Genomic DNA, 16,322 nt, shown 5'->3' with positions numbered 1-16,322 from the left:
AACTCTTCCGGAGATCGTGTTCCGCGATCCGAAGACACATGGGGGACCACGAATGAGCCGTTTCGGCATCCGCGCCAACACCGCCGCCGCGATCGGGCTGGCCGCGGTGGGCGCGCTCACCCTGACCGCGTGCAACGACGACGACCCGGGTGCGGCGAAGACCTCGCCCCCGGCGGCCTCCTCGTCGGCGTCGGCCTCGGCCTCGCCGAGCGCCGCACCCGCGAGCTCCGCTCCGGCGACCGGCGGGGCGACCGGTGGGGCGGGCGGCGGCGAGACCGCGAAGGCGGGGCAGAGCTTCAAGATCGGGCAGCCCGCGCAGTTCCCGTTCACCTCGGGCAGCACCAAGGGCACCATCGCGCTCACCGTCACCTCGATCGAGGAGGGGGTCCCCGCGGACCTGGCCCCCTTCAAGCTCGGGGACAAGGTGAACGGCATGGTGCCCTTCTACGTCCGCTACTCGGTCAAGAACACCGGCTCCACGGACCTGTCCTTCGCCTCCGTGGGCCACATCAAGGGGCTGCTCCCGGACGGCACCGAGGCCCAGGACCTCATGGTGATCGGGAAGTTCGAGAAGTGCCCGAACGACTCGCTGCCCAAGGGGTTCACCAACGGCCAGAGCGCGACCGGATGCGCGGTCGCGCTGGCTCCCTCCACCTCGGTGAAGGTCACCGGCGCCGAGTACTGGGGCGACCCCTTCACCCTGGGCAAGGGCAAGTCCCTCACCTGGAAGTAGGCGCCGACGGCCGACGTCCGTCCCGTCCCGCCTCGGCAGGACGGGACGGACGCCGGCCGGTTGCCGCCGCCGGTCAGTTGCCGGCCGGGGCGCCCTTGCCCGCTACGGTGTTGCTCGTGACCGCGCCGTCGGCGCCGGCCAGGGTCACCGCGTGCCGGACCCCGTCGGAGCCCAGGACCACCACGCGCCACGCGCTGCCGCCGCCCTCCTGGGCGACCACGCGCAGGGCCTCGGCCTTGCCGCCGGGCACGGCGGCCTCCGCCTTCTGAAGGGCCTGCGCGGCCGGGAGCCCGGGCAGCGGCACGGGCGCGTTGTCCGGCCGGTCCACGACCACGCCCTCCTCGCGACCCGCCTTGCCGCCCCGCTCCGAGCCGTCCTTGCCGCCCTGCTCGAACCTCCCGCCCTTCCCGTCCTTCAGGCCCTTCTCGCCCTTCGGGCCGGGCCGGCCGGGCGCCGGCGCCATCCGCGGGCCGTCGCCCCTGCTCTCCACGTCGAACCGGTCCCACGCCCGCTCCGCGTGCGTGCGTCCGTGGTCGTGCTCCACCACCGCCGCGGCGACCCCCGCGGTGCCGGCCGCTGCCGCCACCACCAGTCCGAGGGCCACCCAACGGGCCCGGCCCTCACGGGTGAACCGGACGAACCGGGCACCTCGCCCCGGGGCCTTGCCGGTCGCCCCGGCAAAGGTGTCGGCGGTGCCCTCGCCCTGGCCCGCCGGGTATTCGGGCGGCTGGGGAGTGGACTGAGTCATCTGGATGCTCCTCGCGTTCTCCGGGCAACCCGCCCGGCTCGGCCGATCCTGCGAGCAAGACGCTGAAGCTCCGCTGAAGCGAGCTGAAGAACCCTTCAGCAAGCCGGCGGCCCGACCTGAGAACCTTGCCTCATGCGCGTACTGGTGGTCGAGGACGAGCGGCGGCTGGCCGCGGCTCTGCAACGGGGTCTACGGGCCGAGGGCTTCACTGTGGACACGGCCCACGACGGACCGCAAGGCCTGTGGATGGCCGGTGAGCACGACTACGACGCCATCGTGCTCGACATCATGCTGCCCGGCCTCAACGGCTACCGGGTCTGCGCCCGGCTGCGCGCGGCCGGCTGCGAGTCCGGCATCCTCATGCTCACCGCGAAGGACGGCGAGTACGACGAGGCCGAGGCCCTGGACACCGGAGCCGACGACTTCCTCTCCAAGCCCTTCTCCTACGTGGTCCTCGTGGCCCGGCTGCGCGCCCTGATCCGGCGCACCGGCCGCCGCAGCCCGCAGGTCATGGAGTTCGGCGACCTCCTCGTCGACCCCGCCCGACGGATCTGCACCCGGGGCGGCGTCGAAGCCCGGCTGACCTCGCGCGAGTTCGCCGTCCTGGTGCACCTGGCACGCCGGGCCGGGGAGGTAGTGCCCAAGCGGGACATTCTCGACAATGTCTGGGACACCGCCTACGAGGGCGACCTCAACGTGGTCGAGGTCCACGTCAGCGCCCTGCGCCGGAAGATAGACGCGCCGTTCGGCCGGGCCGCCGTGGAGACCGTCCGGGGCGCCGGCTACCGGCTGGCGGCCGACGGTGGCTGAGTCCCACGGGCGCCGGCCGCGCGAAGCTGCGTACCGGCCGCGCGAAGCTGCGTACCGACCGCGCGAAGCGGCGTACCGACCGCGCGAAGCGGCGTACCGCCTGCCCGAGGCGGCGTACCGGCTGCGCGAAGCGGCGTACCGCCTGCGCGAGGCCGCGTACCGGCTGCGCCCGAGGTCCGTCCGCGCCCAGGCCACCCTCGGCGCCTCCGCCGTGGTGGCCCTCGCCCTCGGCGCGGCCTCCTTCGCCCTGATCGGGGCGCTGGAGACGAATCTGACGGAGAGCGCCCAGGCCGACGCCGAACGCCAGGCCGTCACGATCGCGGCCCTGGCGGCCGCGGGCCGGCTGGACTCCGTACCGCCCCCGGCCCGCGGAACCGACTTCCTCCAGGTCGTCGACGCACAGGGCCGGGTCCTGGCGTCCAGCCCCAACCTGGCCGGCCGCCCAGCCCTGGCCCCCGCCCCGCCCCGGGCCCCCGGCACCGTCCGGGACACCTGGAAGGGCGGCCGGGTGCGCGAAGAACACCGCCAACGCGTCGTCCAGGTCACCACCGACACCGCGAAGGGCCTCGTCACCGTCTACGCCGGGACCTCGCTCAGGGACGCCGACGCCGCCGACGAGACAATCGTGGCGGCACTGTTCATCGCGGTACCGCTGCTCGTCCTGGTCGTGGCCGCGATCACCTGGCGGGTCACGGGCTGGGCGCTGCGCCCGGTCGAGGCGATCCGCGCCGAAGTCGCCGAGATCGGCGACCGCGAACTCCACCGCCGGGTGCCCGTGCCGCACACCCGCGACGAGGTGGCCCGGCTGGCCGTCACCATGAACGCCACCCTGGACCGGCTGGAGGCCTCCGGGATCCGCCAGCGCCGTTTCATCGCGGACGCCTCCCACGAACTGCGCAGCCCGATCACGGTCCTGCGCACCCAGCTGGAGGTCGCACAGGCCCACCCTGACCCCGCCCTGTGGGGCGAACTGGTCAGCGGCGCGCTGGAGGACACCGTACGGCTCCAGGACCTCGCGGCCGACCTGCTCCTGCTGGCCCGCCTCGACACCTCGGAGCCGCCGCCCGCCGCGGCCGTCGACCTCACGGAGGTGGTCCGGGACGCCGCCCGCACGCGCAAGGGCGACCGGGTCCCCGTACGGGCGGACATCGCCCCCGGGCTCGCGGTGTGCGGCAGCACCATCTGGCTGTCCCGGCTGGTGACGAACCTGCTGGACAACGCCCAACGGCACGCCGAGGGAGAGGTCTCGCTCACCCTGCGCGCGGACTGGGGCCACGACGAAGCCGTGCTGGAGGTCACCGACGACGGCGCGGGCATCGAGCCCGCCGATCGCGAACGGGTCTTCGAGCGCTTCACCCGGCTCGACGACGCCCGCGCCCGCGACGAGGGCGGCTCCGGCCTGGGCCTGGCCATCGCCCGCGACATCGCGCTGCGGCTGGGCGGCACCCTCGCGGTCCGGGACTCCCCGAAGGGCGCCCGGCTGGTGGCCAGGTTGCCGCTCGGCCCCTGAGTCCGTCGGCCCGTCGGCCCGGCCCGACCAGTGGCCGGGCCCGGCCGGACCCGATCAGCAGTCGGGCCGCCGCCCCGCGTCCCGGGCGGCCTGCACGGCCGCCGCGACGGGCGCCGGCAGCCCCGGTACCGGATCGGACGGGGTCAGCATCAGGACCTCCCGGTCGGGCGCGAGGTAGGGCGAGTCCTTCGTCATCACCCGGCCCGTGGAGACGGCCTTCAGGACGCCCATGGCGGCGACGTACGCGGGAAAGCTGTCCAAGTCGCGCCGGTGGCGGGCCGGCGCCCGGAACCCGCCGAGCGCCGGATAGCCGTCCTGTCCGATCCACGTGTACGAGGTGGTCACCACCCGGTACGTGGCCTCCGGACGCAGCGCGGCCCCGTCGATGAAGACGTCGCCCGGAGCGACCCGGCCGCCGACGGGCCCGGCAGGATCGAAGGAGTACCGGACGTTGGCGGACACCGCGAGCGGCGCGTACGTCACCAGGCCGAAGTTCTTGCTCCACTGCTGCTCCAGCGCGTCGTGCAACTGCTGCCCGCTCACCTCGGCGCTGACCAGCGGACATCCGTAGCCGACGGCCCGCCAGGCCCGTTCGAAAGCGATCGGGTCGTCCAGGGCGGGACCGGCGAGCAGGTCCGTGTTGATCACGCTGCGCCCGATGCGCGGGGCGAGCGCGATCAGGGCGAGGTCCGCGCCCGCCCGGTCCGGCCGGGGGCTGGTGTCGGAGGATTCGGGCGGCTGGGCGGCGGCCCACAGCGCCCAGTCGGCCACCAGGTTGCCCATGGTGCTCTCCCCGGTCGGGGACAACTCGCGGCGGAAGGAGGCGCGCTGGCGCCCGATGACCTTGGCCCCGTGCTGCTTCGCATAGCCGGCCCAGTAGTCGACGACCTCCTGGAGCGCCGGATCGGGGGCCACGTCACGTGTGTTGGGATGGTTGACGGAGGTGGTGAGCGCGCGGTGGACCTTTCCGGTGTCGCGATCCAACCGGAGGGTGATCTCGTTGATGATCTGCCCGTGGCAGCCGGCCTCGACGAAGGGCCGCAGCCGCCCGTCGGGCCCCGGGAGCATCATGTTGAAGGCGCTGTGCCAGTGACCGGTGACGATCGCGTCGATGTCGGAGGACACGCGCAGCGCCAGCTCGTACGCCGGACCGCTGGGCGCGGTGCCGGAGTCGAACTCGGACCCCGCCACCGCCCCGTCGTGCATGCTGAGCACGATGGCGCCGACCCCGAGCGCCTTGAGCCGCGCGGCGCAGAGGTTGGCGGCGGACAGCTGGTCGAGCGTGGTGAGGCCGGGCTGGTAGGAGGTACTGCCGGACTCGGTGCCCAGGACCGTCAGATGGATGAAGCCGATCGGCAGCCGCTTGCCGCCCGGCGCGTCCACATACTCGATGTTGTACGGGGGAAGCAAGGTCGCCCCGCCCGCCCCTGACACGGTGTTGGCGCTGTAGTAGCGGAAGTCGGCGCCGTGGAAGCGCGCGCCGCCCGAGTCGGGGAACGCGTTGGTCTGCCCCGCCCCCTCGTAGGGGAGCCCCTGCTCCATGTGCTGGCGCAGGAAGCCCGGCGTACGGTCGAACTCGTGGTTCCCGGCCGTCGCGAAGTCCAGCCCGAGCCGGTTCAGCGCCTCGATGGTCGGCTCGTCGGCGAGGGTGGCCGCGGGGAAGTCCCAGCCGGAGAAGAGGTCGCCGGGAGCGAAGAAGAACGAGTTGGCCCGGCCGGCCCGCAGCCGCGCCAGGTGGGTGGCCATGTACGCGACCCCGCCCACGGCGTACTTGCGGCCGCCCGTGCCGGTGATGACGGAATCCCCGGCCGGGGGAGCGGCCAGATAACCGTGCAGATCGGTGATGTTGAGCAATTGCACGTCCACGTACCCGGCGACGCTCCGCCGGTCGTGCGCGGCGCGGGTGGCCGCGGCCGCGGTGCCGGTGAGGGTCTTGATGCCGAAGGCTCCGGCGGTCGCCGCGGTCGCCGCGGTCGTCAGGAATCGGCGTCGGCCGAACTCGTCCATCAGGGCTCCCCATATCCGCAGGTGGGGCCAACTCGGGCCCGTCCACGAGAAGTTTGCGCATCGGGGGTGTCCGTCCGTTTCGTGTCGTACGTCCGGTGGGCGAAAGTCCGGGAAACTTCATCCTGTGGAGCGCCCCCGGCGCGAGCGCAGGGCGTGCAAGGCATTTCCCCCGCGCTCCGTCGGGATCCGGCCGTTCTCGTCTCCCGGCCGCCCCACGGCCGTCCGCGCCGCGCGCCTCGCGCGCCTGTTCCCCACGGCCCGCGATGAAGGCCGGTTCTGGTTACTCCGCCCCGCGGGCTCGGATGTACTCCGTCACTCGGTGGTCCACCGGAGCGGTGGACCACCGCTGTTCGACGACGACGTGAAGGAGCTGCACGTGGCTGAGAAGACGGCACCGAGGACCCGGACCAAACAGGCCGGACCCACTCCGCCCGTGCCGGGCGACCCGCCCGAGTTCACGTTCACCGGGGGAGCGCACAGCGCGGCCATGGAGAACCTCTCGCTGCGCAGGATGGCCGCTCGGCTGCCCGCCGCGCTCGCGCAGACCGCCCGGATGGCCTGGCGCATCGACCCCGCTTCCGTGACCTGGCTGCTGGCCGGCCAGATCCTCGCCGGAGCCTGTACGGCCGCCACACTCGCCGGGGTCGCCGACGCGATGGGACCGCTGCTCTCCGGAGGACCGGCGGGGGAGCGGATCGCGGCCGCCGCCTGGCCGCTGGCGATCGCGGCGGCCGCGGCCGGAGCGGGCACGACGGCCCAGATCGTCGCGGGCTCCGCCGCCCGCCGGCTCACCCCCAGGCTGGCCACGACCGCCGACCTGGAGATGGTCGACGCCCACATGGACGTGGAGGTCTCCGCCTACGACGAGCCCGCGTTCTCCGACCGCTCCGAGGCCGCCGAGATCGGCGCGGCCCGCTCCTCCATGCTCGTCAAGGACGCGATGGCCTTCACCAACGGCCTGATCAACCTCGTCGCCGTCGCCGGTGTCCTCGCCGTCGTCCACCCCGTCCTGATGCCGCTGCTGCTGCTCTCCGTCGTACCCCGCGGCATGGGCGCCGTCATCGCCGCCCGGCTCGACTACGCCCTCCACAACGAGACGATCTCCTCCCGCAACATCCGCGGCATGATGCGCTGGTACCTGACCACCCACAAGCTCGGCGACGAGCTGCGCTGCAACTCCATGCGCCCCTACGCACACGCCTGGTACGCCGCCGTCTGCGCCCGCATCGACGCCAAGCTCGTCGGCTCCGCCCCGCGGTACCTGCGCGTCTCGCTCCTCGCCGCCGCCCTCGGCGGTCTCTTCCAGCTCGGCACGTGGGCCGCGCTCGCCGCGCTGGTCCTGGCCGGCTCCATGGCCCTCGCGGCGGCCGGCACCGCGATCGTCGCCATGCGGACCTCCGCCGCCGCCCTGTCGAGCCTCGTGGTCTACGGGGCCGCCATGTTCCAGCACGCCCTCTACCTGGAGGACTACCGGCTCTTCCTGGACCAGGCCCGCGCCCTGGCCGTCACCCGGGGCACCGTGGAAGCCGGGCCGCCCGAGAAGGTCAGCCTGGAGAACGCCTCGTACACCTACCCGGGCAAGGACACCCCGGCGCTCGGCCCGGTCAGCCTGTCCCTGTCGCGCGGCGAGATCATCGCGGTGGTCGGCGAGAACGGCGCCGGGAAGTCCACCCTCATCCGGCTCCTGACCGGGCTCACGGTGCCGAGCGAAGGGGAGGCGTACTGGGACGGCACCCCGACCCGGGCCCACGACCAGCACACCCTGTGGACCCACGTGGGCCTCGTCGCCCAGTCCTTCGCGTACTGGCCCTTCACGGCCCGCGAGAACGTCACCCTCGGCCAGCCCGGCCCGCGCGGCGAGGAGGCGGTGTGGGAAGCGCTCGACGCGGTCGGCATGCGCCAGGCCGTCGAGGGCTACCCGCAGGCCCTCGACACGCTCCTGGCCCGCTCGCTGTGGGGCGGCCACGAGCCCTCCGGAGGCCAGTGGCAACGCCTGGCCTGTGCCCGGGCCTTCCACCGCAGGCCCCGGCTCCTGATCATGGACGAACCGACCTCGGCGATGGACGCGCGCGGAGAGCACCGGATCTTCACCGGACTCCAGGAGATGAAGGAGGACCGGATCACCATGATCGTCACGCACCGGATGGAGAACTGCCGACTGGCCGACCGCATCATCGTCCTGGACAAGGGCCGCGTCACCGAAACCGGCACCTTCGCCGAACTCACCGCCCTCGGCGGCACCTTCGCCGAGCTCTACGGCCTCTCCCAGGACCGCTGACCCGGTGACCCCGGCTCCGTACCGTCCGGACACGGGCGGTACGGAGCCCACCGGTCGGCGGCGGCTCTCCGTGGGCGGTGGGCCTGAGCGGTGCCCCTACGAGGTGGCGTACCGGGCCAGGAACAGGTCCACGCCCGAGGTGACGACACGGGTGAGCTCGGCGGGGTCGAGCTCGACGGCCGGCGCGAAGGTGTGCACCAGCTGCGGGACGCCGACGGTGGCGGCGACGAGCTGCTGGACGGCGAGCACGGGGTCGGGGGTGTCCAGCCTCCCGAGCCGGTTGAGCTCGGTGACGGCTTCGATGAGGGGCTTGTTGTTCATGTCGTAGGTGACCCTGTACCAGAGCTGGCCGAGCTGCGGGAAGCGGTCGATCTCCCCGATCACCAGGCGGCGCAGCGTCATGATGTCGGGGCGCAGGAGCAGGGCGGCCCAGTCGCCGGCGAGGCCGATCAGGGCGGCGCGCAGGTCGGGGGCCTCGGCGAGGGTGGAGTTGCGGGGTTCGAGCCCGGCGTAGGTCCGGGGCAGTATGCCGCCGATGACGGCGAGGAACAGCCGCTCCTTGCTGCCGAAGTGCTTGTAGATCGTCGCCTTGGACACGCCGGAGCGGCTGGTGATCGCATCCATGGAGGCGGCCGAGTAGCCCTCGGCCAGGAACTCCGCGGCGGCCGCGTCGATGATGGCCTGCCGTTTGCGCTGGGCGGCGTCGGAGGGCCCGGGGATGACCGGCATGCCGTACTCGTCCGTGGCGTTCGCCGTCTCGGCTTCCATGGGGGGTGTCCTTCGTCTGTCCGTGCGGTGACGCCTGCGGGCCGGGTGGGTGTCGCCCGTGGTCCCAGTATATGAACTGAACCGTTCGGTCCGTGCCCATGCGCTCCGTGGACCTGCTCTTTTGCTCCCCCGGGGCGCCGACCGGCCAGTTGCCTGCGGCCGACCGGCCGGCACCCGTACGCCTCAGCCCTTGGCCGCGCCGCCGTTCTTCACCATGTCGGTGATGTCCGCCGTGTCGGCGGCCGGCGGGGCGGCTATGTCCTTCGCGACGCCGAAGGACAGGAAGTCCACATTGATGGTCGAGCCGCCGAAGGTCTGGTTCAGCCGCGAGGGCATCCCCTTCTCGTCGACCCAGATGTCCGCGACCAGCTCGGTGACCCCGCTGCCCGCCACCGCTCCGAAGGTCGCGGCCGCGTCGCCCATCTTCGACGTGGGCACCGTGGCGTGGTAGTGCACGGACTTCTTGCCGTTCACGTCCTCCGTGCCGACCTTGGTGACGTCGCTGGCCCACTTGAGCGACTTCAGGCCGGCCGTCGGGTCGTTGTTGCCCGAGTTCATGGCCGCGGCGCCCTTTTCGCCCAGGACGGCCGAGGCGTCGAGCTTCAGCCAGGACTTCCCCTTGAAGGGGCCGTCCGGCGCCGGGTCGATGCCGTAGTAGTACGCGCCCTGGACGAGCCGGTAGGTGATCGTGCCGTCGGCGACCAGGTCCTCCATCTCGAGGTCCTTGGCCGGCATCTCGGCCTCCATCGCGAGGCCGTTGCCCCACGAGTAGACGCCGTTCATCTGGACCGGCTTGCCGCCGTTCTCCGGCATCGTCACGGTCATCTTGACCTCGGCCGAACCCGCCTTGGAGGCCTCATCGGAGGCCTTCGTGAGCGTCGCGACCAGCGTCTGCGCGGAGTCGGCGGCCTGCTTGCCCACCGAGGATCCGATCGAGCACCCGCTCGCGCCGGCCGCCACGATCAGTGCCGCGGCGATTCCCGCGGCCGTTTTCGCCGTCTTCATTCCCCACCCCTTTGTCTGTTGTCTGTTGGTCCGTGACCTGATGAGTGCTGCGCCCCGTCCCCCCGGACAGGGCCACCATGGTCCCACGTACGTCATGCAGTCGGGCCTTCGGAGGGCGCACCGGACCGGCCGCCCCCGCGACGGTGTTCCCCGCGCGACGCCCCGGAAATCCCCTCGGGCCGCTCCGGTCTGCGTGTATATCCTCGGCGACATGCTGCGACTCGAGCGCCTGCGGGCCGACCACGAGACCGCCCTGCTGGCCTTCGAGCGGGAGAACCGGGAGTACTTCGCGCGGTCCGTACCGGACCGCGGGGACGCGTACTTCGCCGAATTCCCCGCCCGCCACCTCGCACTGCTCGCCGAACAGGCCGCAGGAACCTGCCATTTCCACCTCGTGGTGGACGAGGCCGGGGAGCTGGCCGGCCGCATCAACCTGGTGGACGCCGAGGACGGCACCGCCGATCTCGGCTACCGCATCGGCGAACGCGCGGCGGGCCGGGGCGCGGCCACGGCCGCCGTCGGGGAAGTGTGCCGTCTCGCCGCCTCGGAATACGGGCTGCACACCCTCACGGCAGCCACCACCCTCGACAACGCGGCCTCCGCGGCGGTCCTGCGCCGGACCGGCTTCACGGTGGTGGGGGACACCGTCCTGAACGGTCGTCCCGCGATTCAGTACCGCCGCGCGCTCGACGGGCCGCCTACAGGACGGTGATGACCTGCTCGGCGGTGAGCCGCGGCAGCCGGTCGCGCCAGGCATCGGGGGCCGGGTGGCCGATGTTGACCACGACGAGGGACCGGCAGCGCCCGTCGGGGAAGAACTCCGCGTCCACCGCGGCCGCGTCGAAGCCGGTCATCGGGCCCGCGGCCAGACCGGCGGCGCGGATGCCGAGGATCGTGTAGCCCACCTGGATCAGCGCGTTGGTGCGCGCGGACTCGGCGCGCATCGCGTCGTCCGAGCCGAACAGGTCCTTGGCGCCGGGGAAGTGCGCGAAGAGCACCGGCAGGTGCTCGTGGAAGCCGGTGTCGGCGGCCAGCACCACGGTCAGCGGCGCGCTCTCGGTCTTCTTCCGGTTTCCCTCGTTCATCAGCGGCACCAGGCGCGAGCGGGCCTCGCCGCAGGACAGGGCGAGGATGCGCAGCGGCTGCTGGTTCATGGCGGTGGGCGCGTACTTGACGAGGTCGTGGACCGCCGCGAGCTGCTCGGTGCTCACCGGCTCGTCGGTGAAGGTGTTGGCGGTGCGGGCCTCGCGGAAGAGGAGGTCCTGGGCGGCGCCGTCGAGGCTGAGGGGGTGCATCTGTCGTTCTCCCGGAGGGTGTCTGCCGCAGAAGTATCTGCCGGTGCAGACAAAGCTACCGGGGGCCCCGGGCCCGGCCCCGGGGCCCAAGGTCACGAGCGGCCGGGCCGTACGGCCCCAGGTCGTGCAGGGCGAGGCCCTGCTGCCCCGGATCAGGGGCAGGGCACCGCGTTGAGCCCGTCCAGCCGGTCCAGTACGCCGTGCAGCATCCGCCGCTCCTCCACGGAGAGGGGATCCAGAAGGTTCGTGCGCAGCCCGGGGGCGTGCGCCGCGAGACCCGCCCCCAGCAACGCGTGGCCGCGCTCGGTGACCGTCACCCGTACAGCCCGCCGGTCGTCGGGATCGGGCGAGCGGGAGAGCAGGCCGTCGCGCTCCATCCGGTCGACGAACCGGGTGAACCCTCCCGAAGAGAAGGACATCTCGCCCGCCAGCACATTGATCCGCGCCGTCCGCCCCGGATGCCGGGCCAGCCGCAGCAGCACCTCGAACCGGTCGCCGCCGAGCCCGGTGGCCTCCGCGATGTCGGCATGGGCCCGGCTGTTGACCAGATGGGTGACGCGGAGCAGCTTCCCGAGGAGCAGCACCCCCTCGTCGTCGAGCAGTCCGTCGTAGTCAGCAGCAGCCATGCGGACATGCTCACACGCGGCCCGCCCCGGCCGGCCGCCGGGCGACGGGTGTCGGGGCGTGAGCGGAGCCCGGCTGGGCCGTCTCTTTCGGATCTTGCCGGGCCCGCGCCGCCCGGCACGGCACCGGACCACGCGGACCTGACCGACAAGATCCGAAAGAGACGACCTGGCCCCGTCACCCCATCGGTGCCCCCGGCGCGCGCGGGCGGCGTTGATCACCGAGGGTGTTGATCACTGGCAGCGCGTGCTGCTCGCCGGCCCCTGCACCGAGGAGTCCTCGACCCCATGGCTGTTGTCGCCGTCATCGCCGTCATCGGTGCGCGCAGGCACGCTCGGCCGCAACAGCCGCTTCGGCATCACCACAGGCACCCCCGGCCGGGTGGAGCGGGCCGTGCCGCCGGCCCCGACCACCGCCGCGCACACGGTCAACGCCAGCCGGTGGCACCCGCAGTTGCGCGTCGAGCGCCGCGCGCGGACAGCCCCGCCGCGCCGCCGCGCTGAACCGGTCCTGTCCTCCGACCCCTCGCCCCTCCGACCCCTCGCCCCTCCGCCCCTCGCCCCGAACCCTTGGAGCAAGCCGATGGTCCCCGCTTCGCCGCCGCCCCCGGGCTGCCCCCACGCCGGACCCGCCCGCCGGACCGTGGTCCAAGCGGCGGCCTTCGCCGCCGTCGGCATCGCCTCCGCGGCCGTCCCCGGACTCACCCGGACAGCCTGGGCCGCGGAGCCCGCGCAGCCGGCCGGGCCGGCCACGGCCGGGAGGGCCGCAGCCGCCGGGGCCGCGCTGCCGCTGCGCGCCGACCGCGACAGCCAGGGCGACATCCTGGCCGGATTCCGCAAGGACCACGCCTGCCTGCTCTTCCTCCACTTCGGCAACGCCGTCACGGCCCGCCAGTGGCTCCGTCGGCTGCTGCCCTCCATCTCCACGACCGAGGAAGTGGCCCGCTTCAACCAGGCCTTCAGCCGGGCCCGCAGGCGCAGCGGAGGCATCGACCCCGCCTCCATGTCCGGACTGTGGACCGGGCTGAGCCTCACCCATCCGGGACTGCGCCTGTTCGCGGGCAAGGAGCCCTTCCCCGCCGCCCCGCCCGGATCCAGCGCCGAGGCCTTCACCCAGGGCGCCGCCGCCCGTGCGCAGCTGCTCGGCGACACCGGCCCCAGCGCCCCGGATTCCTGGCTGTTCGGCGCCGAGCAGCCCGGCCTCGCCGTGCACGCGGTGCTCACCCTGGCCGCCGACAACCCCGACCGGCTCGCCGAAGCCGTGGCCGAACAGCACGCGGGCGCGGGCGTGGCCGGAGCCAGGGTCCTCTTCCAGCAGGACGGGGCCACCCTCCCCGACGAACTGCGCGGACACGAGCACTTCGGCTTCGCCGACTGCATCAGCCAGCCCGGCGTACGGGGCTTCGACGAGCCCGACCCTGCCACCGGCACCACCGTGCTCGGCAAGCCCGGCACCCGGCTGATCCCGGCCGGAGAGTTCCTGGTGGGCCCCGAGCGGGTCGGGCAGCGTCCCAACGGCCTGCCCGCCTGGGCCACCGGCGGAGCCTTCCAGGTGGTACGCCGCCTCGCGCAGGACGTGCCCGGCTGGTGGACGCAGGTCGCCCTGCGCCTCGCCGAGCTCCAGAAGGCCGGTTCGGCTCCCGCCGACGCGGGCAAGGAGTGGCTGGGGGCCCGCCTGATGGGCCGCTGGCCGAACGGCATGCCCGTCGCCGTCTGTCCCGCCGCGCAGCAGCCGCGCGAGGCCGGGGTGGATCCCGATGCCAAGCTCGACTACGGAGCGGACCCGAACGGCTGGGGGATGCCGCTCTTCGCGCACATCCGCAAGGGCAACCCGCGCGGCGGCCTCGTCCTCACCCCGGGCCGGCCTCCGCTGGCCCCGGCAGAGCTCGACGGACGCCGGCTGATGCGGCGCGGAATCCCGTACGGCCCCGTCTACAAGCCGGAACTGGGCGACGAACACGGTCCGGAGGCCTCGCGCGGCCTGCTGTTCGTCTGCCACCAGGCCGACCTGGTGGGGCAGTTCGAGCTCGTGGCGCGCAAGTGGGTGAACGAGCCGGACTTCCCGGCCGGCCGCAACCCCCGTACCGGCTGCGACCCGGTGCTCGGCCCGGACTCCCCGCTGGCCTTCGAAACGCAGTCGGCGAGCGGGAGTCGCGCCGACACCCTCTACTTCAGCAGGTTCGTGCGCACCGAGGGCTCCGTCTACGCCTTCAGCCCCTCGCTGTCGGTCCTGCGCTCCCTGGCCGGCGGGCAGCTCGACGACTCCATCGAGTTCCACACCGGTTCCGTCCTGCGGCCCGGCGACGTCCTCGACGCGGGCAAGGTCCGCCTGACCCTCGACACCACCGGCGACCTCGCGCTCCTGGACGCCCAGGGCCGCCGCCTGTGGCACTCCGACACCGGCGGCTCCGGCCACGACGCTGTCCTGACCTCCGGAGGCGAACTGGTGGTGCGGACCTCCGACGGCCGCCCGGCCTGGTCCAGCGCGACCGCCGGCCACCAGGGGGCGAGGCTGCTGCTGCGCCCCACCGGAGAGCTCGTGATCCTGGACGGAGAGCAGGTGCTGTGGAGGGCGTCCGCCTCGTAGGGTGAGCGCATGGCTGCGATCACCGAATCCGCGACAGGGACGGGCAACACCCGACTGCTCTACGGCTGCATGGCGCTGGGCGGCAGTTGGGACCGCAGCCCGTACGGGGCCGCCGACATCGACGCCGCCGAGGCGGCGGTGGAAGCGGCCCTCGACAGCGGCATCACCATGTTCGACCACGCCGACATCTACCGGCACGGCAAGGCCGAAGCGGTCTTCGGCGAGGTGCTGGCCCGCGCCCCCGGTCTGCGGACACGCATCACGCTCCAGACCAAGTGCGGGATCCGCCTCGCCGAAGGCGACCGGCCCGGCATCTACGACCTGCGCGGGGCCACCGTCACCCGCCACGTCGAGGAGAGCCTCACCCGGCTGCGCACTGACGTCATCGACGTCCTGCTCCTGCACCGGCCCGACCCCCTGGCCGACCCGCGGGAGACCGCCGAGGCCCTCACCTCACTGCGACGGCAGGGCCTCGTCAGGGAGTTCGGCGTCTCCAACATGAACGCCGCGCAGACCGCGCGGCTCCAGAGCCACCTGGACTTCCCCCTGGTCGCCAACCAGCTGGAGATGAGCCTGGACCGGCGGGACTGGCTGGAGGACGGGGTCCTCGTCAACACCCCGGCCTCGGCGGCCGTCGGCTTCCCGGCCGGAACCGTCGAGTACTGCGTGGCCAACGGGGTCCGCATCCAGGCCTGGGGCGCCCTCGCCCAGGGCCGGTTCACCGGACGGCAGGAGACCGCGGCCGAGCACGCGACCGCCGAGCTCCTGCGCACCCTCGCCAAGGCGAAGGACACCACACCGGAGACCATCCTGCTGTGGTGGCTGCAACGCCACCCGGCCCGGATCGCCCCCATCCTGGGCACCGGCCGCCCGGAGCGCATCCGGGCCTGCCGCGACGCGGCGCTGCGCGCCCCCGACCTCAGCCACGAGGAGTGGTACTCCCTGTGGCTGACGGCCCGGGGCGCGCCGCTTCCGTAGCCCGCGGCCGGTCGGCTCAGCCGGGCGAGCCGACCGCGCACACCAGGATCGGGGTGGCGCGGCGCGGGTCCAGCGCGTTGCGCACCATGTGCCAGACGTTGAGGTCGTAGGCCTCGCCGATGTGGCCCACCGGGTCGAGGGGACAGAAGTCCTGCACGTACTGGTTCCTGACCCCCGGCTCGCGCACGAAGGCCGTCTCCGTCGGGGTCACCAGCTCGTCGTAGCGCGAGGAGATGATGGTGTACGAGATCCCGGGCTGGGCCACCGGACCGTCGTTCAGCGCGTTGATGGCGGCGCCCCCGGGGAACTCGTCGGACAGCACGGGGAATCCGAGGGTGGCCGCGATCCCGTCCAGGGTGCCCCGGCCGAGGACCTTGTCGCCCAGGTCCACGAGCCGGGAGGCATCGGTGCCGTGCGTCGGCGGCGCGATGGCCACGACCGCCTTGATGTGCGGCTGGATGCCCTGCATCTTCGCGAGGTACAGCGACTGGAGCCCGCCCTCGGAGTGGCCGACCACGGAGACCTGCGCGGCGCCGGTGGCCGCGCGCACCTTCTCCACGTACTCCTTGATCTCCACGTTGGAGACGGCCACCGGCTTCAGGCCGCCGACCAGCGGGAAGCCCTCGTAGGCGCCGTAGGTCAGGGCGAAGGTGCAGTAGCCGCGCGCGGCCAGGTCGGCCTGGAGGTAGTTGAGGTCCTCGTACCAGGTGGCGAAGGTGCCGTGCAGCAGGACCACCGGCTCGGGGTGCGCGGAGCTCGGCCGGCAGGAGAAGTCGTTGATCCCGCCCGATCCGCCCTCGGCCGCGGCGTGCGCCGGGAAGGCGGCGCCGAGGAGCAGGGCCAGCGGGAGACCGGCCCTGGCGAGCCATCTGCGGGTGCGGGACGCGCGGGTGCTGGTTGGCATGCGACATCTCCTGACGGGGGTGGGGTTCTGGTCGGACTGCACAGAATGCTCCGGCGCACCGCCCGTGTCCCCTGGC

The 16,322-nt window shown here is 73.2% G+C and carries 14 protein-coding genes; 7 read left to right on the top strand and 7 right to left on the bottom strand.

Going from position 1 to position 16,322, the window contains the following annotated elements; translation table 11 throughout:
* Positions 1-52: 52 nt before the first annotated feature.
* Positions 53-733 carry a hypothetical protein gene (locus OG490_RS01890; protein WP_330294508.1) on the top strand — a complete coding sequence of 227 codons (681 nt, stop codon included), beginning with the start codon at positions 53-55 and terminating at the stop codon, positions 731-733.
* Between the two features lie 73 nt (positions 734-806).
* On the opposite strand, the gene OG490_RS01885 is transcribed toward OG490_RS01890, so the two are convergent.
* On the bottom strand, positions 807-1,481 hold the full coding sequence (locus tag OG490_RS01885; protein ID WP_330294507.1) for a PepSY domain-containing protein: 675 nt from the start codon (positions 1,479-1,481) through the stop codon (positions 807-809).
* Between the two features lie 132 nt (positions 1,482-1,613).
* Here OG490_RS01885 and OG490_RS01880 point away from each other — a divergent pair, with 132 nt between their 5' ends.
* Positions 1,614-2,291: a response regulator transcription factor gene (locus tag OG490_RS01880; RefSeq protein ID WP_330294506.1), complete on the top strand. Its 678-nt coding sequence runs from the start codon at positions 1,614-1,616 to the stop codon at positions 2,289-2,291.
* A 163-nt stretch (positions 2,292-2,454) separates the two neighbouring features.
* Complete coding sequence (locus tag OG490_RS01875) at positions 2,455-3,801, top strand: sensor histidine kinase (RefSeq protein WP_330300735.1); 1,347 nt, start codon at positions 2,455-2,457, stop codon at positions 3,799-3,801.
* Between the two features lie 54 nt (positions 3,802-3,855).
* Here the strand turns inward: OG490_RS01875 and OG490_RS01870 are convergent, their stop codons facing one another.
* Positions 3,856-5,808: a bifunctional metallophosphatase/5'-nucleotidase gene (locus OG490_RS01870; protein WP_330294505.1), complete on the bottom strand. Its 1,953-nt coding sequence runs from the start codon at positions 5,806-5,808 to the stop codon at positions 3,856-3,858.
* A gap of 376 nt (positions 5,809-6,184) precedes the next feature.
* Here OG490_RS01870 and OG490_RS01865 point away from each other — a divergent pair, with 376 nt between their 5' ends.
* Positions 6,185-8,086 (top strand): ABC transporter ATP-binding protein, encoded by a 1,902-nt coding sequence (locus tag OG490_RS01865; protein ID WP_330294504.1) that lies wholly within the window; start codon positions 6,185-6,187, stop codon positions 8,084-8,086.
* A 96-nt stretch (positions 8,087-8,182) separates the two neighbouring features.
* On the opposite strand, the gene OG490_RS01860 is transcribed toward OG490_RS01865, so the two are convergent.
* The gene (locus tag OG490_RS01860; RefSeq protein WP_330294503.1) at positions 8,183-8,854 is read right to left on the bottom strand and encodes a TetR/AcrR family transcriptional regulator; all 672 of its coding nucleotides are present in this window, start codon (positions 8,852-8,854) and stop codon (positions 8,183-8,185) included.
* 183 nt (positions 8,855-9,037) lie between these two features.
* A complete protein-coding gene (locus OG490_RS01855; RefSeq protein WP_330294502.1) occupies positions 9,038-9,859 on the bottom strand; it encodes a hypothetical protein in 822 nt (273 codons plus the stop codon).
* Positions 9,860-10,070: 211 nt separating this feature from the next.
* Between OG490_RS01855 and OG490_RS01850 the strand changes: the two genes are divergently transcribed.
* Entirely contained in the window at positions 10,071-10,571 is a 501-nt protein-coding gene (locus OG490_RS01850; protein ID WP_330294501.1) for a GNAT family N-acetyltransferase, read from the top strand.
* Here OG490_RS01850 and OG490_RS01845 read toward each other — a convergent pair.
* Both OG490_RS01845 and OG490_RS01840 read right to left on the bottom strand, forming a co-directional pair.
* On the bottom strand, positions 10,558-11,154 hold the full coding sequence (locus OG490_RS01845) for a malonic semialdehyde reductase (protein WP_330294500.1): 597 nt from the start codon (positions 11,152-11,154) through the stop codon (positions 10,558-10,560). The two genes, OG490_RS01850 and OG490_RS01845, sit on opposite strands and share 14 nt — an antisense overlap.
* 152 nt (positions 11,155-11,306) lie before the next feature.
* Complete coding sequence (locus OG490_RS01840; protein ID WP_330294499.1) at positions 11,307-11,780, bottom strand: MarR family winged helix-turn-helix transcriptional regulator; 474 nt, start codon at positions 11,778-11,780, stop codon at positions 11,307-11,309.
* A gap of 316 nt (positions 11,781-12,096) precedes the next feature.
* On the opposite strand from OG490_RS01840, the gene OG490_RS01835 reads away from it, so the two are divergent.
* Entirely contained in the window at positions 12,097-14,364 is a 2,268-nt protein-coding gene (locus tag OG490_RS01835; RefSeq protein WP_330294498.1) for a peroxidase, read from the top strand.
* 9 nt (positions 14,365-14,373) lie between these two features.
* A complete protein-coding gene (locus OG490_RS01830) occupies positions 14,374-15,342 on the top strand; it encodes an aldo/keto reductase (RefSeq protein WP_330294497.1) in 969 nt (322 codons plus the stop codon).
* Between the two features lie 16 nt (positions 15,343-15,358).
* Here OG490_RS01830 and OG490_RS01825 read toward each other — a convergent pair whose 3' ends face one another.
* Positions 15,359-16,246, bottom strand: coding sequence for an esterase/lipase family protein (locus OG490_RS01825; RefSeq protein ID WP_330294496.1), 888 nt, complete (start codon positions 16,244-16,246; stop codon positions 15,359-15,361).
* Positions 16,247-16,322 lie beyond the last annotated feature (76 nt).

The sequence above is a fragment of the Streptomyces sp. NBC_00503 genome, from assembly GCF_036346895.1.
Taxonomy (GTDB): domain Bacteria; phylum Actinomycetota; class Actinomycetes; order Streptomycetales; family Streptomycetaceae; genus Streptomyces.
This window is presented reverse-complemented; position numbering and strand designations above follow the sequence as displayed.